Here is a 26,286-nt window from a genome sequence, read left to right as displayed (position 1 = left end):
AGATTGTCGGTATAACAACATTCAAGCCGATTCTCAATTCGAGTCGATGCGCTCAGCGCTGACGGGAACCAAGGGTATTGCTGCCAGAGCACACACTGCGCATGCCCCGAATGCGAACGGATACCCTGCCACGGTGATGAGCGCACCGAACGCCGGCGGCGTGACTGCCGCGGTCAACCGCTGACAGGTGTTCTGAACGCCAAGAGCTCGCCCGCTCCAAAACGGCCCCCCGTATTCGGTGATCGCAGTGGCCGCCAGCCCGTTATAACCCACTGCTGTTACGGCCGCGAACACCATGATCGCTGCGGTGAATGGCGAATTCAGATAGTCGTTCAATGCCAGCAGCGCCAGGGCAAAGAAACAACCTACGGCGATCAACCTTTTCGGTTGCATCCGAGAACCCGCGCGATCTGACCACCGGCCAACAACGATGCGCCCCAGCGCGCCGAGCAACTGCGCGACGGTCACTAGCGCACTTGCCGCCGGAATCGACCAACGATGCTCGGTGATCAGCCAGACGAGCATGAACGTAATCGTCACCTGTTGGGGCACCATCAACAGGGCTGAAACTAGGTGGATTCGCTGCAGTGTCCTTGACCTCCGGTAGGGATTGGCCACCTCCTCGGAAGCGTTTGCGTGGGAAGGGCGCGGTGGGTCGGTCAAGCAGACCCGGCAGGCCAGTGCGGCTACAGCGCACGCGATCGCCGGATACAGCAGGGCGGCAAAGAAGCCGTTTTCGATCTCGATCAGCTCGGGCAATGCCACCGCGCCGATCGCAACGCCCAGCGGCTGCGCGGTCTGGCGAATTCCCATGGCTAGGCCGCGTTGGTCAGCCGGGAACGAGCCGGCTACCAACCGCCCGCCGGCGGTGTTGGCGCTGGCAGCGGCCATCCCACCGACGAACATCAACGCGCCGATCGCCACAAGGGAGCGTTGAGGCGCGGCCGCGAACGCCGCCGCGGCAGTCAACCCCAGGCCCGCGGTGAGCACCCATCGCTCACCGACGCGATCCACCAGATATCCCCAGCCGATCAGGGTCACCACCATCCCAAAGCTCGGCATGGCCGACAGCAGTCCGGCCTGCGCGAGCGAGGTGTGACGTTCGGTCTGCAACGCGGGAATCAGAAACACTCCACAGTTGATGAACAGAAACGCGCACGAGGTAGCCGCCACCGATATTGCCAGCGTCAACCAACGTCGAGGTGTGCCGATAGCGGGGGCGAGCTCCGACTGCTGCTTCGGCATCGGTGTCCTTTGTGCGCGAGTTGTTGGCTTCGATTGCGCCACCGCATAAGTCGCGTGGCCGCAGGGTGGCCGTCAGTGCGGGCGGCACGTCCTAACGTGTACAGCCGATTACGCTAGGAGGCGGTCGCTGAGAAGCCGCTGAGAGGCCACGACCACTTCACCAGGATGACCAACTAACGCGGTATTGGGTCGTCGCCGGTCCGGGTGAAGACCTCGTCGTAGTGCCCACCAGTACATGCGCTACCCGTAACAGTCGACAGGCCGCCTCCCGAGAGCTGCGTGATGGGGTCTGGGACGGGGTTGGGCAGTGGGAACACAGCGGTCAACCTGGTGTGACTGGTCCCGCCGGCCGGGCAAGGCGTGTTTTCCTCTGTGTTTCGCGTCCAAGCTCCGTTCTCAAAGATGAAGAGTTCATGCCGACCACTGCCGTCGGTCTGCAGAAACCGGCTCAGGCATCGGTCCCCGTCGCGGAGGCAGATCGTGTCCACGCTGTAGTCCGCCTCCTCTGGCGGCTTGGATGACGGTCCGGTGACCGCAACTTTCGACCGGTATATGCCATGCAGGTACAGTGCCTTGGATAGCTTGCGGGGCGGCAGCTTGGCCGGGTCGGGCACGCTGGAAAGATCAGCGTCGCCGGTGCGGGTGAACGTCGCTGTACGTTTGATATAGCAGCCGATGGAGTCCTCTATCCATTCGCCGGACAGTGTCCCGTTCGGCTGTTCCCGCAGGTAGATCCAGTGCCACTCGCGTTCAGCTTTGCCGTTGCATGATTCAGGTGCGTCGATGATGGTGGTGCCGTACCAGCGGTTGCCGATCAGGTCGAATATTAGACTCGGCTCGTCGAAGGCATCCCCCGACGTTCGCGCTGCGGTGGCCACGCACCCTTTGGTCCCGCACATGGACCGCAACTGCCAGACCTCGGTCTCTGCCGGCTCGCCCCCGGCCAACTCTTTGCCGGTTACGTCGAGTTGCGGGCCGTAGGCCACCTTGTAGGTGCCCGTGAACGGGCCGGAGTTAGGTGCGGCGACAGGCGTCGAACTTTGTTCAGAACTGCTCACCACGATCGTGATGACGATGCCGAGTATTGCGATCAACGCCGTGATGCTTGTCGCGAAGATGATGGTGCGTTTCCGATTCCGTTGTGGTTCATTCGCAATGCCGCCGCCCGGCGAAGTCCCGGCGCCTTGCCTCTGAGGTCCTGTCGGAGGATGGCCAGACACGTTGGGTTCGCCAGCATTTCTGTACCCCGCAGTCGCGTACGGAGTGATTTGGGTTGCGTCCGTGTGTGAGACCTGACCGCCGATCGTGGCCGGGTAGTAGTTTCGCGGCACGTTGCCGGGCATCGCTATCCGGGTGTCGAGGTGAACTGGCACCGGCACCTGCATCGCTGCGGTCCGCGTCAGCGGCCCGACCTCTCCCAATGCCGCACGGGCCGCCCCGGCCATCTCGAGCGCAGTGGAATAGCGGTCGTCGGGATTCTTCGCCATTCCGGTCGCAACGACCGTGTCGAGTTCGGGAGGCAATCCACGTTTTAACGCTGATGGCCGGGGTGGGGGCAGGCCTAGGTGACCTCCGATTTGCTGTTCAACGCTCTTCCCGGGGAACGGTTGGCTGCCGGTCAGACACTCGTGCAGGACGCATGCCAGCGCATAGATATCACCGCGAGGGTCATTGTGCCCGGTGTTTATTCGTTCTGGCGCCATGTAGGCCCAGGTCCCGATCACGCTGCCAGCACCGGTGATTGAACTGTCCGAGGCCGCGCGGGCGATGCCGAAATCGATCAAGTACGCAAAGTCGTGTTCGGCGACCAGAATGTTAGATGGCTTGACGTCGCGGTGCACCAATCCGATCCGGTGGGCGGCGGTTAGCGCCGATGCGATCTGCTCGATGATTCCCACCGCCGCTCGGGGTTCTATCGGACCTTGGGCGATGATGGACTGCAGGTCTCGACCGTCGATCAGCCGCATGTCGACGTAGAGCCGGCCGTCGATTTCACCGAAGTTGTGGATCGGAACCACATGCGGTTCGGTGAGACCCGCCGCTGCCAGTGCCTCCCGACGGAATCGCTGTGTGAACATCGGATCGTTCCCCAGGTTCGCGGGCAGCACTTTGACTGCGACCACGCGATGGGTTTCGGTGTCGAGTGCACGCCAAACATCACCCATGCCTCCGCGACCAATCAGCTGAATCAGCCGGTATCGGCCAAACGGCGTTCCTTCCGATTCCACCACGCCCCCTCATTTCTTCCGGACGCAAACCTCGGGATGAAATGCTTATGGCTGGTCGCAGCACCTGGCAAATCGCTCTCAGCGTTATCTCAGCGTTGCTGTTTTTCGGTGTAGCGATCGAGAGCCGATGCCCGTTCGGCTCGGACGAATCCTGTTCCTTTGCAACGAATCTTCTGGACGCCGGGTGGTGGGCATACGGGCCTGGATACGACCCGGATGTGGCCGAGTGGTGCGTCGTACTTCAGTTGTTGTGAATTTCTCAGCGCCTTCTCAGCGGCCCGTTCATACGCTGACACTCCCACGGACAGGAAATCTTGCATTGCTTTTCGGTCACGCGGGTCGTGTAATCCCGAATTCGTTCGCTTAGCGATTTCGGGCGGCATTCAACCGAAATCCCGTCGCAAGTATGGAGCAAACGATGACCCATCAGACCGATTCGGTCTCCCGGCCCCACTATCTCAGTCAGGTCGCCGCTGGCGACGACGCCGTTGACGACCATCTCACTGAACGATGCGCCCGCGGTGCTGCCGATGCGCTGGCCAGGCCGTTGTTGCGCGGCTGGATACACCTTTATTGCGCCATCGCGGCTCTGTTCGGCGGGACCGCATTGGTGGTGGTGTCCTGGGCTTTGGTATCCAATCGTGCCGGACATGCCACGTTGGCATACGCGTTGGCGATCGTTGCGATGTTTGCCGTGAGTGCGATCTATCACCGCGTCCACTGGGAGTCCGCGGAAGCCCGGCAGTGGATGCGACGCCTCGACCACTCGATGATCTTTGTGTTCATCGCCGGCACCTATACCCCGTTCGCGAGGCTGGCTATGCCCCACTCGACTGGGCTCGTGGCGCTGGCCATCGTGTGGGGTGGTGCCGCGGCCGGAATAGCGCTGACTCTGTGCTGGCCGTCAGCTCCGCGCTGGGTAGGCGTGATGCTTTATCTGCTGCTGGGTTGGGTCGCGGTTTGGTACATGGGAATGATCCTGAATAACGCCGGAGCGATGGCGACGGCGCTGCTGATTGTGGGCGGGGTGCTGTACAGCATCGGCGGGGTGTTCTACGCGCTGCGCTGGCCTGACCCCTGGCCGGCGACCTTCGGTTATCACGAGTTCTTCCACGCGTTCACTGCGCTCGCGGCGGTCTGCCAGTACATCGCTATCTGGTATGCGGTCTTCTGACCCAATCCCACTCATCGAGTCGAATCGCGTGACCGAAAAGCCCAGCGGGGAAAGGAAATAGGAGATGCAGGGTACATACGGCGCGTTCATCGGAGTTTTCCTGATCGGCTTGCGGGAAGGCTTAGAGGTGACGCTCATCGTGAGCATCGCCGCGGCATTCCTCAAGCGGAACGGCCAATCAACCCGTGCCATGTTTGCTGCAGTTGGGGTGGCCATACTCGTTTGTGTCGGTGTCGGCGTCGGCCTGAACATCCTGTCTGAAGATCTGCCACAGGCGCAGCAGGAGATGCTGGAAACGATCATCGGTGTCGTTGCCGTGGCGTTTGTCACCACCATGGTCATCTGGATGAACCGCAACGCCGGCCGGCTGCAAGGGGAATTGGAGCACGAGGCCGAGGAGGCGGTGACACGAGGTGGGTCGATGGCGCTGGTCGTCATGGCTTTTCTCGCTGTTCTCAAGGAAGGCTTCGAACTGTCGGTGTTCCTGCTGGCGGCTGCGCAGAACTCGCACGGCAGCCGCTGGCCGGCAGTTGTGGGCGGCGTGTCGGGCATCGCAGTGGCGATCGCGGTAGGCGTCGCAATCTACTACGGCGGCTTGAAACTCAACCTGAACCGTTTCTTCCGGATCACCGCCGGTTTTCTAGTGCTGATTGCCGCTGGATTGGCGCTGAACGTGGTGCGCACAGCGCACGAGGCAGGATGGCTGGACGTCGGCCAGCAACAGCTTGTCGACTTGTCATCCTGGATTCCTGAAAACTCCGTGCAAGGCGCGCTGATCACCGGCATGTTCGGCATACCCACCGATCCCCGGCTCATCGAAGTGCTCACCTGGGCGTTCTATGTAGTCGCGGTGCTGGTGGCCTTTCTCTGGGAGAGCAGGAAAGTACGCGATCGTGAAGCCGCGTTCGAGTCGTGCTAAGCACACCGTCATCGAGGGGCGAAAAAGCGGCCCGATACCGTGCCTAGTGAATCTCGGGAGAGGGCTGGCGGGGCAGTTGCGTGTCGTGAGCGACTGGGCAGCTAGCGGGCAAGGCTGATGGAACCTGCCTGACCGCACGCACTTGGATCAGTGCGCCCCGGCCGGGAACGTGGATGACGTGTTTCGAATTCTGCGCCTCGTCTTTGGCGGTAGTGGAGCTCAATTCGGTCCGGCGCAGAACTTCCCGCAAGACGACTCGCATCTCGACCATGGCGAAGGTGCTTCCGAGGCAGCGCCGGTTGCCACCGCCGAAGGGCAGCCAGGTTGTGGGACTCAGGTTTGCGCCGAGCATGCGGTCGGGGTCGAAGCGTTCCGGATCGGAATAGATGGCGTCGCTGGCGTGGACCAGCCCAATCGCAGGGACCACCATGGTGCCGGCCTCGAGGTGGTAGCCGGCGACCGTTGCCGGCCTGGTCAGCATCCGCCCGATGCCGGACAGTATTGGACGAACCCGCAGCGTCTCTTTGGCCACCGCGTCGAGGTACTCATCACCGGCCGGGTCGCCTCCGCGCTCGCGTCGGCCGCATGGACCGCTTTGACCAAAGCGGCTGGATGACGAGTCAGGCGCTCCAGCGCCCACGCCAGCGCCGTCGCGGTGGTGTCGTGGCCGGCTACCAGCAGTGTCATCAGCTGGTCACGCAGTTGTCGGTCGGTCATTAAGCGTGCGTCTTGGTCGGCCGCCCGCACCAGCATGGCCAGCGTGTCAGTCCGTGCGGCGAGGTCGGGGTCGGCGCGACGATCGGCGATCTCGGCATAGAGAAGGTCGTCGGCTTCTGCGATGCGGCGCTGCAACCCGCGCCAGGGGCGGGCGGCGCATCAGTCGCGGGTTCGCGAGCGCCAGTACCTCCCAGGGCCCTATATTGAGCAGACGTGGCATCACCTTGCGTAGCGCTGCCAGCCGCGTCGGTTGGGTAGCGCCAATCACTGTCCGCAGGATCACTTCAAGCGTGATTTCCGACATCTTGGGCGCCACGGCGAAGCGCGTGCCGACCGGCCATGTTGCCACGTTCGCCGCGGCAATCTGGGCGATCAGGTCAGCTTGCCGGGCGACGGCGGCGTGGTGGAAAGGCGGCATCATCAGGTGGCGCCGGTCCCGATGGACTTCGTCGTCGATCACCAACAGGGAGCTGTCCCCGAGTAGCCCGCGCAATCTCGTGTTTGCCTCGCCGGCATGGAAGACGCTGGGATCCCCGGCGAACACCGTCTTGATGTCGGCCGGGTCGGCGAGATAGACCAGTGTGCCTCTCAGCGGGACTCGTACCGTGAAAACGTTGCCGTAGCGGCGTTGACAGGCGGAGAGGAACCTCAGGCCCCGACTCGGCAGGAATGCGGCTCGCATCGGCAGGCGACGTCCCGGCGGAACCGCAACGGGCGTCGCAGCTCGTCGTTTCGGTCATCGGCGGTCACCTGACATGTTGTCGAAGTGTCCACTGCGGCAACATTGTTCACGCCTTGGATGCACGGGCATCAGCCTCTCGTCAGCGAACTCAACGCCACCACCGCTGCCGTCGGACATCGGGTGGTCGTTCTTGGGTCTCCGGTCCGGATGGCACCAAGTCGGCCGGCACCAGCGGGATTGCCAGTAACGGGAACAGCCCGCACAGCGCCCGCGCCAGGCAGATAGACGAAAGCAGTCATCACCCTGCCGGACATCGGAGCTCATGCGCTGCGTGGTGTTCTGAAAACCTAGTGCACGTCCACTCTAGAGCGGCCCGGCGAGTTCGGTGATTGCTGTCGCCTCCAAGCCCTTGTTGAGTTGCGGTGGGGTCCAGAGAGAAGATTCGGCGCAGCAGAACGCCCTGTTCCTCAGCGAATCCACAGCCCGGCAGAATCAGACTGTGCCAATGTCTGCGATCTGGCCGTTTCGGCGCAACGGCCCGGTGGCGCGATCAATGTGGCCCTTGCACTTGGGCATCTCAGCTCGCTCAGCCGCCGCATCGGCTGCGGTGGTGTTCGTTGCGTTCGCGCTGGCAGGTGCGGTACTGGACTTGATTCTGTACCGGACTCTGTTGGCCGGCGTCGACGATGCCACTGCCGGCCGAGTGCGGCATATCACGGGGGCGCTGCAGTCCAACTCTTGGAATGACCTTGATAGCGCCCTTTTTGGTACAGACCTGCATGTGGTCGCGATCCAGCTGATCGACCACGATGGCAAGGTCGTCGAGCGGTCGGGAGCCGCGCCCACAACACCGCTGGTACCCATCACCGAGTTCGACCACACTTTGCGCCGCGGCATGACCGACGATGCGGTGGCCAACGACGACATGCGAGTCAGTGGGCAGCGGGTCATGACACCGTCAGGTGACTACACGGTGATCGTGGGAGGAGACAGCGAGGCAGTCGAACGGACCGCGCGGACCGTCGCGCTGTTGCTGGTCGTCAGTGCTCCGATCATCGTCGCGGTCGCAGCGGCGGCAACCTACCGACTCGTCGGACGATCGCTGCAATCCGTGGACGCGATCCGCAGCCGAGTGGCCGAAATCTCCATGTCCGGCTTGGCTGAACGCGTACCTGTTCCCAGCAGTCGCGACGAGATTGCGGCGTTGGCCGTCACCATGAACGAAATGCTTGTACGCCTCGAGGCCGGTCACCGCGCTCAGCAGCGGTTCGTCGGCGACGCTTCCCATGAACTGCGCAGCCCGCTCGCCACAATCATCTCGGGGCTGGAAGTTGCTGAGGCTCACCCTGAGTTGCTCGATGCGGAGTTGGCATTCAACACACTTCTGCCAGAGGCGCAACGCATGCGCACTCTGATCGAAGATCTGCTGTTGCTGGCGCGAGCCGACGAGCAAAGTGTGGTGCTGCGCAGAGTCGAGACCTCGCTGGATGAGATTGCTGAGACCGAGGCCGCTCGTGCGCGACGGGAAGGCGGATGCGCGGTTGATACCGAAATATCACCGGCCCGCCTGGTCGCGGACCCGGACGGCATATCCAGAGTTGTCCGCAATATCGTGGATAACGCTGTCCGTCATGCGAATTCGCGCGTCGTCATCGAAGTCAGCAGTCGAGACGGTGCCGCAACGGTCGCGGTCAGTGATGACGGTCCAGGCATTGCACCGGCCGATCGTCGCCGGGTGTTCGAACGTTTTGTGCGGCTCGATTCACATCGCGCCCGCACCGGGGGCGGAGCCGGATTGGGTTTGGCGATCGTCGCTGAAGTCGTGGCGGCCCACGGTGGTAATGTCACCATCGACGACCGACCCGGCGGTGGGACCACAATGAGCGTGTCACTGCCTCAGCACGTCAACCGATAACCGACGCCACGAACTGTCTCAATCGTGTTGGTACCGAACGGAACGTCGATCTTGCGCCGTAGATATCCCACGTAAACCTCGACCACGTTGTCGGGTCCCTCGTAGTGCGCGTCCCAGACGTTGCGCAAGATCTCGGCTTTGGTCACTACTGCGTCTTTGTTGCGCATCAGGAACTCCAGCAACCCATACTCGCGGGGAGTCAGCGATATCGCGGTTGACTCTCGATGCACAGTGTGTCGCGCGGGATCCAATGTCAGCGATCCCGCCGCCAGCACCACCGGTCGTTCTGGTGCTCCGCGACGCACCAGCGCGCGCAGACGCGCCACCAGCACCCGAAACGAAAATGGTTTCGTCAGATAATCATCGGCCCCCAGGTCGAACGCATCGGTCTGGTCGTACTCGCCATCTTTAGCCGTCAACATCAGTACCGGGGTCCACACGTTCTGCGCGCGCATGCGGCGCAACACTTCATATCCACTGTGACCGGGCAGCATGATGTCCAGTACCACTACATCGAAGGTGTTCTCGACCGCCTCGTGCAGTCCGTCGACACCTGTGGCGACAGCTACAACGACGCAGCCTTCGGCGGTCAGCCCTCTCACCAGCATCGTCGATAGCCGGGCCTCATCCTCAACGAGCAGAACCCGCATATCAGCAAGCTACGTCGTGCACCGGATGCGCGGAGAAATCACGCATTACAACCGTGGAGCCGAGTGACCACGGACAAGGGTGTCAGAATAAGAAGGCGAGATTCTCTAAACATGGAACGCCAGGGTAGGAAGTCGTTGCTGAGAACCCGCTGAGAACCTGTGTGCCACTTTCCCTGACCTTGCCGCAGCTCCCCTACCAGCGGTTCTGCGGGAGGTCAGGCATCTTCGCGGACTACTTTTTGCCCACTTGATGGCGGATCCCCCGACCAAACGGCTGTGCCGATTTCCACGGCAACCCGATACCGAGTTTCAATCGCGAAGTGGTCATGATCCGGATTGCGCCACCAAATAACTCGCGGCCGCAAAGGTATTCACCCGGATGCTGTTCCACTGTAGAGCGAATTCGGCTGGGGTGAGTTGGCCGTGGGCGGTGTGGGGCCGGTTGGCGTTGTAGTCGCAACGCCAGTCTTCGATGATGACGCGGGCTTCCAGTAGTGAGTCGAAGCGCCATGAGTTGAGTAGTTCATCACGAAGTCTGCCGTTGAACGATTCGATCCAAGCGTTCTGCCACGGCGAGCCGGGATCGATGAAAAGCGAACCGGCACTGTTGAATCGGCACCAATCACGCACGACGTGCGCGACGAACTCGGGACCGTTGTCAAAGCGTACATAGACCGGGGCCCCCCGGGTGATTGCCAAGTGGTCCAAGACATCGACGACGCCGTCGGCGTCGATGCGGCGATCAACCTCGATCGCGAGTGCTTCGCGGGTGAACTCGTCGATGACGTTGAGCATCTTGAGGGTGCGGCCATCGGCGGTGGTGTCGAACTGAAAGTCCATCGCCCAGATCACATTCGGACGGATCGGTGACATCGCACCCACGGTGACACCGATGCCGGTCAGCCGCTTCTTGCGGCGACGCTGCGGGACCCGCAGGCACTCCTCGCGCCATAGTCGGCGGATCCGTTTGTTGTTGGCGGTCCAGCCTGCTCGGCGCGCCATCTTGGCCGCCCGGCGCCACCCCCAGCGGGGCCGGTCAGTGGAGAACTGGCGAAGCCAGGCACGCAACTCGGCCTCCTCGGTAGTGATCGGCGGCGGGACCAGACGCATCGTGGAGCGGTGCAGACCTACCACCGAGCAAGCGCGGCGCTCAGACACCCCGAACCGCTCACGCAACACCCCAACGGCACTGCGCTTGCGGTTCGGGGTCAGAAGTTTCCCGCCGAGATCTCCTTGAGCATGTCGATGTCGAGAGCCTGGTTGGCGACCAGCTTCTTGAGCCGGGCGTTCTCGGCCTCGAGTTCTTTGAGCCGTTTGGCCTCGTTGGCCTTCATGCCGCCGTACTGGGCCACCCAGCGATGCCACGTCGACTCGGTGATCTCCAGGTGCCGGCACACCTGCGCGAGGTCCTGACCCGTCCCGAGGAGCTTGTTTCCCTCTGCCAGCTTGCGGATGATCTGATCCGGCGTGTGCCGCCGGCGCTTACTCGTTGCCATGTCGTCGTCGATTCTTCCCTGCCCGCAGACCGGGCAACAGAGTCGCACAACGACTGGACCACTACGACGGGCTCACCTCAACCCCATCCATCATCGGAGATTCCGCCCTGGCTTGCGGTGCGACCACACCGGGCGCCACTCCGAGCAGCAGCCCAATAGCTGCGACTAAGACTTTGATCCTCATGCGTGTTCCATTCTCGTCTTTCGAGCATCGAGAAGCCAAATTGTATCTCCGCGGGGGCAAGCTGGCCTCGGCTTAATCACAAAAACAATTTCTTGATCATCTGCGCCTGGCGCGGACCATCGGATGGGCGCGATCTCGTCGAATTGCACAGATTCGCAGCGATGAGAACGATAATTTGCGCGAGTCTGCGATCACTGGCGGCCGTCGCGTGTAGGTTATCGCAATGGTGTAGGAGAGCAACCGTATTTCGATGTGCCTGCTCTGGGGCGGACGTCGTGAACAACGGTCTGCCCCGCACACCGGATAGCTCGAAGTCGAACACCGGCGAATTGCTATCCGGAGAAGCACTTGCGGCGTCATCTGCGTTGTCAACCGTGTCAGGTCGTGAATTCGGTGTAGTTGAGGGCGGTCATCATGCCGGCTTCCAGGTGGTAGCCGTGATGGCAGTGGATCATCCAGGTGCCGGGGTTGTCGGCGATCAGCACGGCCTTGAGTTTCTGGTGAGGCTGCACGATGACAGTGTCTTTGCGAGCGCCCAGGCTGCCGTCGGATTTGATGACCTGGAAGGTGTGACCGTGCAGGTGCATGGGGTGGTACATCATGGTCGAGTTGGTGAAAGCCAGGGTGGCGCGCTGGCTTTGTTTGACGCTTACCGGCGGACTGTCGGGGTAGGGCTTTCCGTTAATGGACCAGTCGTATTTCGTCATGGAGCCGGTGAGTTCCAGGGCCAGGTTCACCTCTGATTCCGCTGACCCCAAGCTGACGGACGATGGGGCGGTGAAGGTGTCGACGGTGCCGATTCTGCCGTTGAGCTCGGGAGGCGCGAAGTTGACCTCTGGTGGGCTGCCGCCGGCGGTCTTCAGCAGCGCGCGCCCGGGTGTCGCCGATTTGCCTTCAGGCATGGCTACCAGCGGGAAGACGCCGTCGCTGACGGTGACGACGACGTCGTAGCGTTCGGCCATACCGACCAGCAAAGCGTCGGTCTCGGTCGGCGCAACCGGGAAACCATCGGTGTGGGTGACCGTCATGACGTGGCCTGCCAACGCCACGCGGAATGCGGTGTCGGCGCCGGCGTTGATGATGCGAATGCGTATGCGCTGACCCGGTTTCGCGTCGAAGGTGGTCGGCGCCGCCGCGACCCGGCCATTGATCAGATAGTACGGGTAAGCGATGTCGCCGGAGTCGCCGCCCAGCAATGCACTGCTTCCCACCGCTGGCATCCCGGGCATCTCCTGCTGGCTGGGTTCGTGAGCCATTCGAGAGCTCTTGAGCTCATCAAATATCTGCTGAGGATTTCTACCGACGCCGTCGGTCCAGTCGTCGAGGACGACGATCCATTCAGCGTCGTAGCGGCCAGGTTCTGCGGGGTCATCAATGATCACCGGCAGGTACAGCCCATAATCGGTCTGCAGGCCCACGTGCGGGTGAGCCCAATAGGTGCCGGGATGCGGCGAGGAAAACCGATAGGTGAACTCGCTGTTGGCGCCGATATTGGGCGTGGAAGGGAAAACGCCGTCCATGTCGTTGCGCAACGCGATGCCGTGCCAGTGCACCGAGGTGGCGTCGCCGAGCCGGTTCCTGACCGTAACGGCCAGTTCGTCCCCAACATTGGCGCGGATCAGCGGGCCGGGCAGAACGTCGCCGTAAGCCAGTGTTCTCGCGACCGGACCGCCGAGGTCCACGGACACCGGTTGGGCGGTCAGTGTGGCGGCGACGGTCCGTCGCGTGTGTGGGCGGGCTTTTTCCGCTGCATTAATGGCCTGCTGCAAGTCGAGTGCGCGATCGCTTCGCCCGCATGCCCCGAGCGCCAGTCCGGCCGCGCCGGCAATCGACGCGGTCACAAACGTGCGCCGATCGAGTCGGACGTCATTTCGCATTGTTTGCATCAACCTTCCTTCGTCGACTTCTCGTTTGGCGTGCCGCTGCCGGGGGATGGATTCGTCGCAACTACGACACCCTTGAGGACCGGCCGTGGCGACGGGCATTCCGTTGTCATAACGCACCCCGATACGCTGCGCTCATGACTCGCTGAAAGGGGCTACCCATCCAGTGCGGAGCTAAGCAACGGCGCGCTCACGATCGTTTCCGAACAGTGTCGGAGCATTGTCTGATGCCAGAAGATGCGGCTGCGTCTTCATTGCCTGGACGGGTCTGTAGATGCTGGTTGCGGTCGAGCAGGTGTAAAGCAAGAGCTGCGAGGACACCGATGACGAAGAGCCCTGCCCAGACCAGTTCACCGGCTCCTGCCTGCCGCGCTGCACCCATGGCCCAACCGGTCGCCAGGTTGCCGGCCAGGATTCCCACTCCGACGATGGTGTTGTAGAAGCCGTAATGCGTAGCGACCAGCCGGCCTTCAGCCAGAGCCATGACCGTATCCATTTCGAACGGGAAGACCGCGGCCGAACCGACAGCCAGCATGGCGGCGGTCACCAGCAGCGCGGCGGCAGCCGCGACGATCCCGAGTCGAGAGTCGTCGGGGATGGCCACCAGCGGCAAGAAGGAGGCCGCCAGCACACCCAACCCGATGGCCAGGCTGCGCCCCGGGCCCCACCGCGCGGCGAACCAGCGGGTGATGCGCAGCTGTCCGGCCACCGCCACCCCACCTGAAACGACGAAGATCGCCGCCACCAGCAGCGCTTGATAGCGCTTGGTCAACAGCGCCGCCTGCAGCGGCAAGGCGAGATAGACCTGGAAAGACAAGACGTAGGAGCCGATCATCGCCGCGGCGAACAACAGAAAGGACCGGTTTCCCAGGACGACTCGCCAGTCATCGAGTATCGATGTTTTCTCTGGTGCGGCATCGGCGCTGTGCTGCGGCAGCGCCAGCAATTGCGCCACCGTCAGCACCGCAAAGACCGCCGCCGCGCCTGCCGCGGTGATGCGGAAGTCGATAGCAACCAGCAGCACTCCAACTAACGGGCCCAGCAGAATTCCAGCCTGATAGAAGATGTTGAACACCGCGAATGCTTCCACACGGCGCGCACGTGAATCGGCGGCGAGATAAGCGCGCACCGCGGGATTGAACAACGCTCCAGCGAAGCCGGTGGCAGCCGAGGCGATCAACACCACCGGCAACGAGTGAGCGAAGATCAGCAACGCGAAGCCGCCCGTGCGGAGCAGACAACCGGCCACGATCAACGGTTTGTAGCCGATCCGGTCAGCCAGCGTGCCGCCGACAATGAACATGCCCTGTTGGGAGAAGTTGCGGACACCCAAGACCAGCCCTACGGCCCACCCCGCCAGCCCCAGTGGGCCGGCGAGGTAGGCCGCCAGGTACGGCATCAACATGTAGAAACCCAGGTTGATGCCGAACTGATTGATCATCAGCATCCGGCTGGGCCGGTCGAAGCTGCGGAATTGGGTCAGCAACTCCATTACTGCATCGCTCCGGTCGGATCCACCACAGTGGCGCAGCGGGTCCAGGACTGCACGACCTGGTCGTTAGGGTGGTCGACCACGGCCGGCTCCTCGGGCGGAAATTGGTCGAGCAGGCCGTGCTTGCGGCAGTAGTCGTCGTTGTAGATGGTGTCGAAATACCGTTGTGGTCCGTCGGGGAAGACCGCGGCGATGGTGGTCTCGGCGGGCATGGTGCGTGCGGCCCACCCGGCCACCAACCCGACCGCGCCCACGCTCCAGCCGCCGCTGGCGTGGTGGGTGGCCGCCAGGGCACGCGCCGCCCACACCGCTTCGGCCGGTGCCACCCAGTGCACCTCGTCAAACGCCGCATAGTCGACGTTGCGCGGGTAGATGCTCGAGCCCAGACCCCGCATCAACCGGCTGGCCGCGGGTTGACCGAAGATCGTCGAGCCGACGGTGTCCACCCCGATCACCTTCAGGCCAGGGTTGGCCTGGCGCAGCACCCGGGCCACCCCGGCCGAATGACCACCGGTGCCCACCGAGCACACCAGCACATCGACACCGCCGAGCTGATCAAGCAACTCCAAAGCCAGCGGTCGGTAGGCGTCAACGTTGTCGGGGTTGCTGTACTGATCAGGGGACCAGGCGTCGGGGTCAGCGGCCAGTAGTTCCGCAATGCGGTCCTTGCGGGCTTGTTGCCATCCGCCAAGCGGGTGGGGCTCGGTGACCAGGTCCACCTCGGCGCCGTAGGCGTGCAGCATGTTCTGCACGATCGGTTCCATGCCCGGGTCGGTGACCACGGTGACCGGGTGGCGATAGACCATGCCGGCCAGTGCCAGTCCCAAACCCAACGATCCGCTGGTGGATTCCACGATGCGCGCTCCCGGGCGCAGGTCACCGCGGGCGCGGGCGCGTTCCACCATGTGTACTGCGGGTCGGTCTTTCATGCTGCCGCCCGGATTGAATCCCTCGAGCTTGGCCCAGAACCCCCGATCGGCCGGAGTCAACGGCTCCGAGATCCGCAACACCGGAGTATTGCCCACCAGGCCGGCCGGCTGCCGGCTTGCCGTGACCGGCGGGCACATCGCAGGGTTAAGTGGCCGGTTCACCGCCACTGGCCGGGAGTTGCACGACAGACGGGCTTCCAGAGAGTTCGAAAAACGAGCAGGGTTGGCGTTCATGCGATCGTCGCTTTCTTGAATGAGGCCGCAGGCGCAGCCATCGACAAAGGGATCGGCCACCGGCCGTCGTGAGATGCACAGACGACCTGGCGCTACCCAGTCAGCGACGAGAAGAGCACAACCGCGTCAACAGTTCTCGACCGGTTAAAGGAGCGGCGGGCCCACGCGGCGGACCACGACCGCCCGCTATCCTCTGCCACCCGAACAAGCCCACTGCGCCCACCGTCGCCACCACCACGCTCAGAGCCGCCACGGTGGCGACAGGCGCGTTAGGCAACACGGCGGTCATGAACGCCTCGTGATGAGAAACCGAGGGATTTTCTAGGTGCGCGTGATTGCTATTGATGGTGAATTCGCCACCCAACGAACTCACCAGAACATGGGCGGGATGGGGTGCGGCAGGCTCATGCCGCACCTCGGCGTGTCCGAGAACAAGGACCCACACCGCGATCGCGGTCACCGCAGCAGCCAGTGCCGCGGTGAATTGCCACCACGGCCGCGGGCATGCCTTCGATCCGCTCACAGTACTAACAGCGTAGCAACGGGACCCGTGACGCGCCGACGCCGGGCGGCCATGCTGGGACATCACGTCCGCCCGCGCCGCTACGTACCCCATACCCCTTGAGGGTACGGACGAGCCGGGCGTGTGGCAAGGGGTGCGAGGAGGTCCGACAAGGCCGTCGAACATCGTCTGGTGCATCGACAGGCTTAAGGTGCATCACCAATGGTGATCATCGTCATTAACCGGCGGAGGTAGTGCCCTGCTCTGCTCACGTCTTGACAAGGAGCAGGGACCGTCGGCGCGGCGAAGGAAGCCCGATCCCGTTGCGGGGCTGCGAGGTGCAGTCAGCCGGGAACTTAGCCGAGGAGCTGAAAGACGTGTCACCTCCGCAGCGGGAACCTGTCGTGATCCAGCCGCATGGTGTACCCTCGGAGGGTATGAGGAGGATCCGATTGTCGTCGGATGACCGACGTGTCGGATTGGGCAGAGCGCCACGGTTGCGCTTTGCCGTCGTCGTGGCGGCCGCAGTCGCGGCACTGGCCATCATTGGTCACTGCGTGCCAATGCGCGCCGCTGCCTCGCCGTCTCCGTCGGCGCCACGACAGCCAGTGGCCTCGCTTCCTCTCGCGGTTCATGCCAGCGCTGATCAGTCGCAGCTTGCGCAGGAGCGGCCCATCTGTAAAGGGTCGAAGGTGTTCGCAATTGATGCGATACCTGCGGCGGTGATGACAGCGCTGGTCGTCCTTAGCGCGGGCCTAGCGACGCTGGCGGGTATGGGCTGGCAAACACAGCTTGTGGCACCGGCCGGACGGAGCCCTCCGCACCCACCCGTTGCCGTCCTGTCCGGTCAAGATCTTCTGACTCGGATCCGCGTAGCTCGCCGCTGACTGGTCAGCGTCAGGCCCTCGTGCTCTGCTGCACACGGCCGGAGACGTCTGCCCTGTCCATTTCCGCGCGCTAGTCGCGCCGCTGACGTAAGCCGACTCATGCGACTTATTCACTGCTTGATGACTTCCGAATGCTCTGCGGTGCCCGGGTTGCTGAGCTGCTTGCCGCCGAGGAAGACACGGCGCCGCGCGCCTTCCCACCGAGGCCGAGCGGTAGCCGAGGCTCGCCGACGACGGTCGCTGCCCATAGGGATGTTGAAGGTCCCCGACCGCCGGGACACGATCGCCGCCGGCACCGCCCATCTTTCACAGGCGCCTACACGGTCCATCTGCGGCCTTGTCACGGAAACCCATGTCGGTAGCGGAGACGCATTTTTCAAGGAGAGCAAAGCATGTCGTTTGTGACAACGCATCCGGAATCACTGGCGTCGGCGGCCGGCGATCTGCAGACGATCGGCGCGGCGATGGATGCCCGAACGGTGGCGGTCGCGGTCCCGACGGCCGCAGTGGTGCCGGCCGCCGCTGACGAAGTGTCGTCGTTGACCGCGGCCCAGTTCGCCGCGCACGCCCAGCTGTACCAAGCAGTGGCCGCCCAGGCCACAGCGATTCACGACCAGTTCGTTGCCGCCTTGGCGACTAGCGCTGGATCCTATGCCGCCACCGAGGCCGCCAACGCGGCCGCGACCGGCTAACACGCGGTATAGCTGAAGGAGTACGCGAATGGATTTCGGGGCACTTCCGCCGGAGGTCAATTCGGCACGGATGTATTCGGGTCCCGGTTCCGGACCGATGCTGACGGCCGCGACCGGCTGGGATGAGCTGGCCGTTGAAATGAGTTCGGCGGCAACAGCTTACGCCGGGGTAGTAGCTCGGTTGACGGCCTTGTCCTGGTATGGGCCGGCGGCGACCTGGATGGCGTCGGCAGCTGCGCCTTATGTGATGTGGATGACCACGACCGTAACCGCAGCAGAGCAGGCGGCCGACCAGGCCCGCGCCGCAGCCGCCGCATATGAGGCGGCGTTCGCGCAGACCGTGCCGCCACCGGTGATCGCGGTCAACCGCAGCTTGCTGATGACCCTGATCGCGACCAACATCTTCGGTCAGAACACGCCTGCGATCGCGGCCACCGAGGCCCAGTACGCGCAGATGTGGGCTCAAGACGCTACGGCGATGTATGGATACGCAGCTTCGTCAGCGGCCGCGTCGACGTTAACGCCTTTCGCGCCGCCCCAGCAGGTCGTCAATCCGAGCGGGTTGGCTGCGCAGGGTGCCGCTGTCGCCCAGGCCGCGGGTGGTTCGGCCGCAACCGACACCCAAGCCGTCCTCACGCAGCTGACGTCGTCCGTACCCACCGTGCTGCAGGGACTGGCTTCACCCCTGTCGTCGGGTTCGCTTTCCTCGACGTTGAGTTCGATGAGCCCGATGCTGTCGGTGACCAGCTCGACCGCGTGGATCGCCAGCGCCGGCCTGTCGACCGGGGAGAAGCTCAAGGGCCTGCTGCCGGCGGCCACCAGCGCCCTCGCGCCAGCCGTTGCCGAAGGGTTGGCCACCGGGCCGCTCGGATCAGGCTTGGCCGGTCTGGCAGGCTTCGGCGGCGCCGGCACGACGGTATCGGCGGGTATGGGGCGGGCCGGGTTGGTCGGGTCGTTGTCGGTACCGCAGAGTTGGACAGCCACCGTGCCGGCCAAGGCGGCTGCTGCGCTGACTGGCACCAGCCTCGGCGCCGCTCCGGCCGCCGACTCCGGCGTCCCGAGCAGCATGTTAGGGGGACTCCCGTTGGCGGCTGCAGGAGAACGCGGCGCGGCCGGAATTGTCCCCGATCCCCGGTTCCTGGAGCGCCCACCAATGGTGCCTCGCTGGTCAAACCTGGTGTAACGAAAGATGGCCACCACCAAGGGCCGCCAGAACCACGGTTGCGCAGGCCTGCAGCGCCGACACGGGCGCCGACTCACGCAAACCGGGGTGCAATGACCGATGAATCGGCGAAACCTTGCCGCGCCTGGTTGCTGGGACAACATCCGACGCCTACCCTCTAGGGGTATGAGGTGTGTGCGAGAACGGACGGGTGCGTCTCGACGCGCCTTGCCGCCGACGCGGCGGTCGATGACCGCGGCCGCCACAGCCGCCCTCTTGCTTCTGCTGATGGGGCACTCGGCACTGCTGCATTCGGAGAACAGCCACCCCCACCACTCCCATGCGCTGTTATCCAGCGTGGGTGCGGAGTTCGCGATCAATGTCGATCACCCCCATCTTGTCAGCGGGGCGTTGACCGCCTGTCATGACGTCTCGGCGTCCGCGGTGTTGCCGCGAACCCCAACCATCTTGGTGGAATTCGGCGTGGCCGCAGCAATGGTCGCGTTTGTCGCGGGATTGTCCGGTGACGCCGCGATGTCGGGGCGGAGCCCACCCAACGCAGCACCCCCCGCCCTCACCTGTCGAGATCTCGTGACGCGGTTCTGCCTGATTCGTCGCTGACCGATCAGCGTCAGGTCGTGGTGTCATGCGCACGGCCGGTGCTCGCTGACCGATGTTCGATGTCGCAGTTCTGCGGCGCATCTGCGAAAGCGACGATCAATGAAGGACTCTTTGCCCCTAGTGTCGCGCGTCATTAATAAATTTACAGTGTGGGATGATGGTGTATGCCGTCATCTGCACTGCTAATCAGTCCTGAAGATCGTGTGACGTTGGAGTCGTGGACTCGGTCCTCGACGGTGTCTGCCGGCCATGTCGAGCGCGCGAGAATCGTCTTGGCGGTGGCTGATGGCGCCGGTACCTCGAGCGTGGCGCGGATGTTGGGGGTGTCGCGCCCCACGGTGATTAAGTGGCGGGACCGGTTCGCCGCCAACGGAATTGCGGGACTCGACGACGAAGCCCGCAGTGGGCGGCCCAAAACGGTCGATGACGCGGCGATCATCGCCGCGACGCTGGAACCACCGCCGGATGCCTTGGCGGTCACGCACTGGTCGAGTCGGTTACTAGGCCGCTACCTGGGTATCGGGGACGCCACGGTGGCCCGCGCGTGGCGGCGCTACGGTGTCAAGCCCTGGCGTCGTGAGACGTTCAAGTTCTCCACCGACCCCGAGCTGGAGGCCAAGGTGCGCGATGTGGTCGGGCTGTATCTGAACCCTCCCGAGAAGGCGGTCGTGCTCTGCGTTGACGAAAAGAGCCAAATTCAAGCGCTCAACCGCACCCAACCCATCCTGCCGATACGCCCGGGCCTGCCGGAAAAAGCCACCCACGACTACCAGCGCAACGGCACCGCCACCTTGTTCGCCGCGTTGGAGATCGCGACCGGGAAGGTCACCGACCGCTGCTATGAGCGGCATGGCAAGGCCGAGTTCCTGGACTTCCTCAAGGCGGTCGCCCGGGCCTACCCGCGGCGGCGACTGCATGTGGTGTGCGACAACTACCACACCCATAAACACGCCGACATCACCGCGTGGCTCGCCAAGAACCCACGCGTGACACTGCATTTCACCCCGACCTCAGGATCATGGCTGAACCTGGTCGAGGTGTTCTTCTCGATCATCACCCGCCAAGCCATCCGGCGAGGTTCATTCAACAGCGTCAAAGAACTCATGGCTGCCATCAGTGCCTTCATCAACGGCTGGAACCAACGCTGCCACCCGTTCTCATGGACCAAGAGCGCAGACGAAGTCCTACCCCACACCCGTCAACAAACTTCAGACGCGCGACACTAGCGCACTCTGAGCGTCGCAATACGCTCACTGAAACTGCCGAGCTGCACCGCAATTGTGACGTAATTGATCAGGACATCGCAGGGCATCTTGGTTCTGCGGCTGCCTGCGCCTGTTCAGCTGGCATCGCGAGGCCGCTAGCCTAGTGGGCAATACCCCGGTGCTGTGGATCTCCGACGCAATCGCGGATGGGGGCCGCGGGTTTTGGGCCAAGCTTGAGGGCGCCAATCCCGGCGGAATGAAAGATCGCCCCGCCTTGCACATGGTTCAATGCGCTCGGGCTCGCGGCGAACTGCAACCGAACGCACAGATTGTCGAATCCACCAGTGGCACGCTCGGATTGGGGCTGGCATTGGCCGGGCAGATATACGGCCACCCCGTAACTTTGGTTACTGATCCCGGCATGGAGCCCATCGTCCAACAGATGCTGGCCGCGTACGGGGTGCGCATCGAGATCGTCCCCGAGCCACATCCGCGCGGGGGATGGCAGCAGGCCCGCAAAGCCCGCGTCGCGCAACTGCTGGCCGCAGATCCGCGTGCCTGGAATCCCGATCAATACAACAATCCTGACAATGTAGCCAGCTACCAGTTGCTGGCGCTGGAACTGCTGAATCAGGTTGGAAGCGTTGATGTTCTGGTGTGTTCGGTGGGCACCGGAGGCCACTCGGCGGGTGTGGCGCGTGTGCTGCGCGAAGCTAACCCCGACCTGAAGCTGATCGGAGTTGACACCATCGGCTCGACAATTTTCGGGCAGCCGGCCGCCGCCATGCGACTGATGCGCGGTCTAGGGTCGAGCATCTATCCCGGCAACGTCGACTACGCCGCGTTCGCCGAGGCGCATTGGGTCGCCCCAGCCGAAGCCGTGTGGGCATGTCGCACGCTGGCAAGCACGTACTACATCAGCGGAGGATGGAGTGTCGGTGCGGTGGCGTTGGTCGCCGGCGGGGCTGCTCGCGCCCACCGTCCCGGTACAACCATAGCCGCCATCTTTGCCGATGGTCCGCTACGCTACTTCGACACCATCTATAGCGACGATTTCTGCCGCGGCCACGATTTGCTCCTCGCAGCCCAGCCGCGTGAGCCCGCAATCATCGCTGACCCGACCGATCAGGTTGTGCGGTCGTGGACGCGGTGCACGACCGTACGCGATCCAACCCTGTCAAGGCAGTGAGCATTCTCGGTGTGCACGTCTTCACCCGGGAGGTGGTGGCCGGTGTCAGCGGAGATTACATCGATGTCGCGCTAGGCTGCGGCAGTTCTGTTGTTGTCCCTCAAGTCCGAAGGACAGACGGTACGACGCAATCCTGGCCGTTGACACCGCAGCCCCATCGATCTGCTGTTGGACCTTCGACGCTGACCAACGAGCCGCAACGACCACAGAGAAGGGGAGCTTGATGCCGCCTATCAAACGACCACAGACACGGGACCCGCGCGTAATCCTGCTCCTCTACAGCGGACTGCTGGCCGCGGTCGCCGGTTGGGTCAACTCGGTGGCCCTCCTCGTCTGGGTATATCCGGTAGGCAACCTCACGGCGCTGACCACCAAAATCGGCCAGCACACTACCAATCCACTACTTCATCCCGGTGGCATGATCGCGGCAATCGTCGCAGGATTTCTGATCGGCGTTCTGGGAGCCGGTGCCCTGGTTGCTCCCACGCAAAGCCCTACCGGTCCGCGCCACGCCGCGGTGCTACTGGGCGAAGCAGCTCTTCTGTTGGCGGCCGCCGGTATTGAACATCCGTTGATCAGAGCGCCACTGGCCGCCGCGGCGTGCGGATTGCAGAACGGAATGACTTCCAGTTTCCCGGGGATGCCCCTCCGCACCACTCACTTCACCGGCACGATCACTGACCTCGGCCTGCTTGTGGCGCGCAGTTACCGCCACGGAATGGACAATTGGAAAGCGGCGCTACTGACTTCGACCGTCCTGCTATTCATCGGTGGCGCCGCCGGCGGCGTGATCCTCGGCGGCCGGATCGGCGACCATGCACTGATCCCGGCGGCCGTGGCATGCGGCGGCCTCGCAATCGCACACGTGTTGCGTTGTCGCGGAAATCGCTCGCTCGCTGTTCACACGGCACCCGCAACTTACCCTCAAGGCGACGCACCGCCATGAGCTGGCGTCATCACTGCGCTCGCCCGCGAGTCGGATGCAGTGACCCCTGGTGACCACCGAAGCTGCTGCAGGCATTCTCACCGACCTCAACGTTGCAGATCGACCGGCCCAGGTGCAGCGGCCGCCGCGCCCGCCGGGGCTCGCGAGGATAGCGACTGCTCAAGTCGAGTAAGCCTCGCCGGCACAACGCCGTCGAGAAAGCTATGCACGGCGTTGCAGGTACAGCTAACTCAAAGGGAAAATCCGTTCATCGGACGCAACCGTCAATCTGACGCCGCCGTCGCCGCGCGGTCGCGTAGGTGAAGCGATCAGCGTTTTGCGCGCCGGACTTGGCTTGTGAGAGCCAGCTATTCGGGTCTGGCGGAACGGCGTTGCCCGTCCGGCGAGCCGGCGACTGGCTTCTGGCTGGGGTGCCCGCCGGCCGGCAAGCCCTTCCTTGGTTCCTTCGGGAAGATCAAAACGATGCCGCGAATCCTGGGAAGGGCACGAGCAACTGAGCCCGCTGTAAGGGTCCCCTGGATCCGCAGCAACCGCCGAAGCGGGGCCGCCGATTGCCGCCCCCATGGCAGCCACGACGGTCATCAAGTTCCGCAGGCGCCTGCCCTACACAGTCATCGCGTTCTACCACATCTCAAATCGCAGATCCGCGAACCCGAACGCGAACGCCGCCACCCGAGCCTTCGTGACAGACCTCTCAACTACCCCCACCCGGGTACAGTACCGCCGAACGACACATAGCTCTATATACGGTATCCCTGTACAGTATGGAGCTCAACAGCTTGGCGCCCGGACGCGCGACGCTTTACCCCGCGGAACCTCGGCGCTCAGTCCTCAATGCGCTCAATTGCATACCCAGCTCGCGACCGTCCCACCGCCGAGCCTGTTCAAAGCGTCGGCCTCGGCCGCTGCACGCGAAAAGCCCGTTCCGCCACGGTAATTCACACCGTCGGAAGCGACCGCGCCACACAGATTGAAGCTGATGACGACGCGGCAGTCGTTGTCGTTGCAGCGGTCGACCGCGACCTGTTCCGCTCGCGCCTTAGTAAGGTAACCCTGCGCTGTACCCCAAGCGCCGCTCGGGGCATAGGCGATCGCGCCGTAGCGCATCACGTGCGGCACGGGCATTTCCGGCCGCATGCCCATCTCGGACATCGCGGCTTTGTCCAGATTGGCGCTTACCTGCGGAACCAGCGGAAGCGCTATAGCCATCAGCCCGGCTGTGGCACCGACGCCCGCGACCGCCAGCGCGATTCGATGACCTCTCTTGGGTGTCATTAATTTGATTCCTTTCTTGTTCACTCTGGGGAGTGACCCTCATGTCTGCGGCACACAGGAAATTGTTCCATCATATACCCCATGGGGGTAGGGACGAAAGTCCCCAAAAGCAAGACTTGCTCGCCGGGGGCCGCGAATCAGCCATCTCGACCAGCCTTGGGTTTGGCACCGTCGCGACCAAGCGAGATAGCAAGTTCCGTCGCTGTGCGCGACCGCGCAGACGGTAGGCGTTGTCAAATTGCTTGCGAAACTCGATGTTTGGCGGTTGTATCCCAACCTGCCTCAGCGAATCACCGGGGTGTGCGGTGCTGGGTGTGCGTGGCGTTGGTATCACAGGTGTGTCAGGACGCCCCGTCGCGCGTCTGTTATTCGGGCTGTATCGACAGTGTGAATCTGTTCGGTCAATGGCGTCAGGCCGTTTCACGGTGCGAGCCTTATTAGGCCGGGTGGACCGGGGGGAGCCGGTGAAGGCTTCGACGAACCGCTGCCACCACCAGACCCGCTGCCCGCTCCAGCGCCACCGCCGCTGCCTCCTCCTCCAGCGCCACCGCCGCCGCTGCCTCCCCCTCCAGCGCCGCCGCCACCACCACCCTGCTGACCAGCTTCAGGTGGCTCAACTACTTGTGGTGGGGGCGGGGGCTCATGAGGAACCGGTGTCGGCGTCTGCTGAAGGGGAGGTGGTGGCTCCTGTGGCGGCGGTGGTGGCTCTTGCGGCAGTGGCGGTGGTTCTTGCGGCGGTGGTGGTGGCTCTTGCGGCGGTGGTGGCGGCGCTTGCGGTGGGGGCGGGGAACGCCTTGGGGGCGCCGGCGCCTCGACTTGCGGAAGCGGCGTGACGATATGTGCTGTGGGAGGCGGGGGAGTCGGAATCGGAATCTGTGGCGGGTTCGGGAGGTGGGGATCACCCGCCGGTAAGCTACCGACGGCCCAGGCCGGCACTGTGTCATGTACCGACCTCCTCTCGGCGTGGTATGTCCAAGCCGGCCGGGAGATTTCAGGCGTCAAGCCGACCACGTGGTCGCCCGGGGTATCCGGCCGCGCGGCAGCCTCGACGTACGGCGTTGCGCGCCGCGTCAGTGAATTAGTGCCCGAATTGACCGAATGGCGCTCATAGCCGCCGACGCGATACATCGATTGATGCGGTCCCGACGCCGCGCCGGACACTACGGGAGCTATTGCGCCACGGTCGTACGGGCAGTAGACCTCCACGGCTGCAGTGATGAATCGGGTCATGGTGGTGGTGACTCGCGCCGGGGGAAAACGGCGCAGTGTAGGGTCCATGTTGTATGCGTCATTGCGTAGCGCGTCGACGATTTCGTCCACTGGCGTACCGCCGTCCAATTTGAGACAAACCTTATGAGCCGCGTTGATGACCCTCGGCGCATTAGCGACAGCAGGGATCTCCTTGCTTTCGAGAAGAGCGAGAAATTGGTCATCCTGGTTTGGGTCGGCCGCTGCTGCGCCGCCACGCAGAATGGCGGTGCCGGTGATGACCGCGAGGGCGGTGACGAGCGCGCCGACATGCGTGTTGATTCTGGTGGACATGCCCTGTGTCTTTCTGCCATGAAGACGTTCGCCCGGTAGGCCGTCCGCCTATATTTCTTGCGTGCGCCGGTTTTCAGGCGCTGCGACGTCGTTGCGCCGCTTAATTCGGTCATGACTCGCCCAGGAACAGGAGCGACGATGATTCGCATATCAAAGACCATTCCCGCCAGCAGATTGCACCTGCAGTCCTGGTTGCCTCGGGCATATCGCCGTGACCGTTGGCCGCTTTCGTCGCGGCTGGTCGCCCCTAACAAGTCAAGCGAGGCCAACAGACGTTCAGCTACGCGGCGGCACGTTGTTGTGCTGAGTTAACGAGAAGCAGCTGTGGGATCTGCGGCGGAATTACATCTCTCCATAGCGGCTAAATGTACCCCCACGGGGTACCTTGGTCAAGCAGTTGTGTTGTCTGCGTGGGGCAACCGGGCTAGGGTACGGGCCGCGTCTTCATCGGGGGAAGTCATCGGAACGCAAGAAGGGCTTCAACGCGATTTCCGTTCTAGCGAGACTGACCCTGGTG

The 26,286-nt window shown here is 63.5% G+C and carries 20 protein-coding genes and 3 pseudogenes; 11 read left to right on the top strand and 12 right to left on the bottom strand.

The window, feature by feature from the left end; genetic code table 11:
• Positions 1–33: 33 nt before the first annotated feature.
• Together ACNQS7_RS00810 and ACNQS7_RS00805 are read right to left on the bottom strand one after the other, a co-directional pair.
• The gene (locus ACNQS7_RS00810) at positions 34–1,245 is read right to left on the bottom strand and encodes an MFS transporter (protein ID WP_256100819.1); all 1,212 of its coding nucleotides are present in this window, start codon (positions 1,243–1,245) and stop codon (positions 34–36) included.
• A 173-nt stretch (positions 1,246–1,418) separates the two neighbouring features.
• Entirely contained in the window at positions 1,419–3,473 is a 2,055-nt protein-coding gene (locus ACNQS7_RS00805) for a serine/threonine-protein kinase (protein ID WP_256100830.1), read from the bottom strand.
• Between the two features lie 418 nt (positions 3,474–3,891).
• On the opposite strand from ACNQS7_RS00805, the gene trhA reads away from it, so the two are divergent.
• Both trhA and efeU read left to right on the top strand, forming a co-directional pair.
• Entirely contained in the window at positions 3,892–4,647 is a 756-nt protein-coding gene (gene trhA, locus ACNQS7_RS00800; protein WP_256100820.1) for a PAQR family membrane homeostasis protein TrhA, read from the top strand.
• Positions 4,648–4,711: 64 nt separating this feature from the next.
• The gene (efeU, locus tag ACNQS7_RS00795; protein ID WP_256100821.1) at positions 4,712–5,566 is read left to right on the top strand and encodes an iron uptake transporter permease EfeU; all 855 of its coding nucleotides are present in this window, start codon (positions 4,712–4,714) and stop codon (positions 5,564–5,566) included.
• Between the two features lie 43 nt (positions 5,567–5,609).
• Here efeU and ACNQS7_RS00790 read toward each other — a convergent pair.
• Positions 5,610–6,965: pseudogene (locus ACNQS7_RS00790) on the bottom strand (cytochrome P450).
• Positions 6,966–7,113: 148 nt separating this feature from the next.
• Positions 7,114–7,382 (bottom strand): annotated as a pseudogene (locus ACNQS7_RS00785) (MFS transporter); the annotation flags it as partial.
• An 88-nt stretch (positions 7,383–7,470) separates the two neighbouring features.
• Between ACNQS7_RS00785 and ACNQS7_RS00780 the strand changes: the two are divergent.
• Positions 7,471–8,880, top strand: coding sequence for a sensor histidine kinase (locus ACNQS7_RS00780; protein WP_256100822.1), 1,410 nt, complete (start codon positions 7,471–7,473; stop codon positions 8,878–8,880).
• On the opposite strand, the gene ACNQS7_RS00775 is transcribed toward ACNQS7_RS00780, so the two are convergent.
• The 5 genes from ACNQS7_RS00775 to ACNQS7_RS00755 all read right to left on the bottom strand — a co-directional run bounded on the left by ACNQS7_RS00775 (position 8,862) and on the right by ACNQS7_RS00755 (position 15,652).
• A complete protein-coding gene (locus tag ACNQS7_RS00775) occupies positions 8,862–9,530 on the bottom strand; it encodes a response regulator transcription factor (protein WP_256100823.1) in 669 nt (222 codons plus the stop codon). The two genes, ACNQS7_RS00780 and ACNQS7_RS00775, sit on opposite strands and share 19 nt — an antisense overlap.
• 324 nt (positions 9,531–9,854) lie before the next feature.
• Positions 9,855–11,026, bottom strand: a protein-coding gene (locus ACNQS7_RS00770) for an IS3 family transposase (protein ID WP_256100824.1) whose coding sequence is annotated in 2 segments (ribosomal slippage) — positions 9,855–10,756 and positions 10,756–11,026 — 1,173 coding nt in all. Because the reading frame shifts where the segments join, the coding sequence is not laid out codon by codon here.
• A gap of 561 nt (positions 11,027–11,587) precedes the next feature.
• Positions 11,588–13,096 carry a multicopper oxidase family protein gene (locus tag ACNQS7_RS00765; protein ID WP_055576575.1) on the bottom strand — a complete coding sequence of 503 codons (1,509 nt, stop codon included), beginning with the start codon at positions 13,094–13,096 and terminating at the stop codon, positions 11,588–11,590.
• Between the two features lie 187 nt (positions 13,097–13,283).
• Positions 13,284–14,585 carry an MFS transporter gene (locus ACNQS7_RS00760; RefSeq protein WP_133438223.1) on the bottom strand — a complete coding sequence of 434 codons (1,302 nt, stop codon included), beginning with the start codon at positions 14,583–14,585 and terminating at the stop codon, positions 13,284–13,286.
• Positions 14,585–15,652 (bottom strand): PLP-dependent cysteine synthase family protein, encoded by a 1,068-nt coding sequence (locus ACNQS7_RS00755; RefSeq protein ID WP_418011123.1) that lies wholly within the window; start codon positions 15,650–15,652, stop codon positions 14,585–14,587. The genes ACNQS7_RS00760 and ACNQS7_RS00755 overlap by 1 nt, the downstream gene beginning before the upstream one ends.
• A gap of 1,877 nt (positions 15,653–17,529) precedes the next feature.
• On the opposite strand from ACNQS7_RS00755, the gene ACNQS7_RS00750 reads away from it, so the two are divergent.
• The 6 genes from ACNQS7_RS00750 to ACNQS7_RS00725 all read left to right on the top strand — a co-directional run bounded on the left by ACNQS7_RS00750 (position 17,530) and on the right by ACNQS7_RS00725 (position 22,952).
• On the top strand, positions 17,530–17,829 hold the full coding sequence (locus ACNQS7_RS00750; protein ID WP_055581891.1) for a PE family protein: 300 nt from the start codon (positions 17,530–17,532) through the stop codon (positions 17,827–17,829).
• A 28-nt stretch (positions 17,830–17,857) separates the two neighbouring features.
• The gene (locus tag ACNQS7_RS00745; protein WP_133438092.1) at positions 17,858–19,012 is read left to right on the top strand and encodes a PPE family protein; all 1,155 of its coding nucleotides are present in this window, start codon (positions 17,858–17,860) and stop codon (positions 19,010–19,012) included.
• 228 nt (positions 19,013–19,240) lie between these two features.
• Positions 19,241–19,612: a hypothetical protein gene (locus tag ACNQS7_RS00740; RefSeq protein ID WP_133450042.1), complete on the top strand. Its 372-nt coding sequence runs from the start codon at positions 19,241–19,243 to the stop codon at positions 19,610–19,612.
• A 164-nt stretch (positions 19,613–19,776) separates the two neighbouring features.
• On the top strand, positions 19,777–20,838 hold the full coding sequence (locus ACNQS7_RS00735) for an IS630 family transposase (RefSeq protein ID WP_065140309.1): 1,062 nt from the start codon (positions 19,777–19,779) through the stop codon (positions 20,836–20,838).
• Positions 20,839–20,941: 103 nt separating this feature from the next.
• Complete coding sequence (locus tag ACNQS7_RS00730; RefSeq protein ID WP_065133690.1) at positions 20,942–22,006, top strand: PLP-dependent cysteine synthase family protein; 1,065 nt, start codon at positions 20,942–20,944, stop codon at positions 22,004–22,006.
• A 223-nt stretch (positions 22,007–22,229) separates the two neighbouring features.
• On the top strand, positions 22,230–22,952 hold the full coding sequence (locus ACNQS7_RS00725) for a YoaK family protein (RefSeq protein WP_133438093.1): 723 nt from the start codon (positions 22,230–22,232) through the stop codon (positions 22,950–22,952).
• Positions 22,953–23,792: 840 nt separating this feature from the next.
• Here ACNQS7_RS00725 and ACNQS7_RS00720 read toward each other — a convergent pair.
• Together ACNQS7_RS00720 and ACNQS7_RS00715 are read right to left on the bottom strand one after the other, a co-directional pair.
• Entirely contained in the window at positions 23,793–24,227 is a 435-nt protein-coding gene (locus ACNQS7_RS00720) for a DUF4189 domain-containing protein (RefSeq protein ID WP_055581895.1), read from the bottom strand.
• Positions 24,228–24,664: 437 nt separating this feature from the next.
• Positions 24,665–24,844 (bottom strand): hypothetical protein, encoded by a 180-nt coding sequence (locus tag ACNQS7_RS00715; RefSeq protein WP_306238054.1) that lies wholly within the window; start codon positions 24,842–24,844, stop codon positions 24,665–24,667.
• A gap of 63 nt (positions 24,845–24,907) precedes the next feature.
• Between ACNQS7_RS00715 and ACNQS7_RS00710 the strand changes: the two genes are divergently transcribed.
• Complete coding sequence (locus tag ACNQS7_RS00710; RefSeq protein ID WP_338100596.1) at positions 24,908–25,060, top strand: hypothetical protein; 153 nt, start codon at positions 24,908–24,910, stop codon at positions 25,058–25,060.
• Positions 25,061–25,475: 415 nt separating this feature from the next.
• Here the strand turns inward: ACNQS7_RS00710 and ACNQS7_RS00705 are convergent.
• Positions 25,476–25,625 (bottom strand): annotated as a pseudogene (locus ACNQS7_RS00705) (DUF732 domain-containing protein); the annotation flags it as partial.
• On the opposite strand from ACNQS7_RS00705, the gene ACNQS7_RS00700 reads away from it, so the two are divergent.
• On the top strand, positions 25,581–25,808 hold the full coding sequence (locus tag ACNQS7_RS00700; protein ID WP_055577519.1) for a hypothetical protein: 228 nt from the start codon (positions 25,581–25,583) through the stop codon (positions 25,806–25,808). The pseudogene ACNQS7_RS00705 and the gene ACNQS7_RS00700 overlap by 45 nt on opposite strands.
• The last annotated feature ends 478 nt before the right edge of the window (positions 25,809–26,286 follow it).

Source organism: Mycobacterium sp. 23 (assembly GCF_048287075.1).
Taxonomy (GTDB): domain Bacteria; phylum Actinomycetota; class Actinomycetes; order Mycobacteriales; family Mycobacteriaceae; genus Mycobacterium; species Mycobacterium gordonae_B.
Note: the sequence above shows the minus strand (reverse complement) of the source record. Positions and strands in the feature narration are given on the sequence as shown.

What these genes read in the sequence shown, in the direction of transcription:
- ACNQS7_RS00810 (WP_256100819.1), bottom strand. Translation starts at nt 1,245, where the DNA reads ATGCCGAAGCAGCAGTCGGAGCTCGCCCCCGCTATCGGCACACCTCGA.
- efeU (WP_256100821.1), top strand. Translation starts at nt 4,712, where the DNA reads ATGCAGGGTACATACGGCGCGTTCATCGGAGTTTTCCTGATCGGCTTG.
- ACNQS7_RS00735 (WP_065140309.1), top strand. Translation starts at nt 19,777, where the DNA reads ATGCCGTCATCTGCACTGCTAATCAGTCCTGAAGATCGTGTGACGTTG.
- ACNQS7_RS00760 (WP_133438223.1), bottom strand. Translation starts at nt 14,585, where the DNA reads ATGGAGTTGCTGACCCAATTCCGCAGCTTCGACCGGCCCAGCCGGATG.
- ACNQS7_RS00700 (WP_055577519.1), top strand. Translation starts at nt 25,581, where the DNA reads ATGAGCCGCGTTGATGACCCTCGGCGCATTAGCGACAGCAGGGATCTC.
- ACNQS7_RS00755 (WP_418011123.1), bottom strand. Translation starts at nt 15,652, where the DNA reads ATGTGCCCGCCGGTCACGGCAAGCCGGCAGCCGGCCGGCCTGGTGGGC.
- trhA (WP_256100820.1), top strand. Translation starts at nt 3,892, where the DNA reads ATGACCCATCAGACCGATTCGGTCTCCCGGCCCCACTATCTCAGTCAG.
- ACNQS7_RS00750 (WP_055581891.1), top strand. Translation starts at nt 17,530, where the DNA reads ATGTCGTTTGTGACAACGCATCCGGAATCACTGGCGTCGGCGGCCGGC.
- ACNQS7_RS00740 (WP_133450042.1), top strand. Translation starts at nt 19,241, where the DNA reads ATGACCGCGGCCGCCACAGCCGCCCTCTTGCTTCTGCTGATGGGGCAC.
- ACNQS7_RS00745 (WP_133438092.1), top strand. Translation starts at nt 17,858, where the DNA reads ATGGATTTCGGGGCACTTCCGCCGGAGGTCAATTCGGCACGGATGTAT.
- ACNQS7_RS00765 (WP_055576575.1), bottom strand. Translation starts at nt 13,096, where the DNA reads ATGCAAACAATGCGAAATGACGTCCGACTCGATCGGCGCACGTTTGTG.
- ACNQS7_RS00780 (WP_256100822.1), top strand. Translation starts at nt 7,471, where the DNA reads ATGTCTGCGATCTGGCCGTTTCGGCGCAACGGCCCGGTGGCGCGATCA.
- ACNQS7_RS00775 (WP_256100823.1), bottom strand. Translation starts at nt 9,530, where the DNA reads ATGCGGGTTCTGCTCGTTGAGGATGAGGCCCGGCTATCGACGATGCTG.
- ACNQS7_RS00725 (WP_133438093.1), top strand. Translation starts at nt 22,230, where the DNA reads ATGCCGCCTATCAAACGACCACAGACACGGGACCCGCGCGTAATCCTG.
- ACNQS7_RS00720 (WP_055581895.1), bottom strand. Translation starts at nt 24,227, where the DNA reads ATGACACCCAAGAGAGGTCATCGAATCGCGCTGGCGGTCGCGGGCGTC.